1 protein-coding gene is annotated in these 248 nt (G+C 74.2%); it reads right to left on the bottom strand.

Going from position 1 to position 248, the window contains the following annotated elements:
• Positions 1-248: PAS-domain containing protein (locus AC0IY0_RS28905; protein ID WP_471766498.1), on the bottom strand; the 248-nt coding region annotated here is incomplete at both ends.

The following is a 248-nucleotide window of genomic DNA, read 5'->3' as shown; positions in this document are numbered from 1 at the left end:
TCACGCCCGTGCAGCCGGCGAGGTCGAGGTACAGGACCGCAGCGGTGCCGCCCCGGACGGCGATCTCTGCGAGGCGCCCGTCGAGATGCTCCCGGACCAGGCCGCGGTTCGGCAGGCCCGTCAGGATGTCGTGGCGCGCCAGCCGCGCCACCTCGGCCTCCGCGGCCTTGCGCGGGGTGATGTCCGTAAAGGTCCGCACGAAGCCACCGTCCGGCACCGGCACGGTCCGGATCTCCAGCACCAGGCCG

The organism is Methylobacterium sp. AC315 (assembly GCF_979253755.1).
Note: the sequence above shows the minus strand (reverse complement) of the source record. Positions and strands in the feature narration are given on the sequence as shown.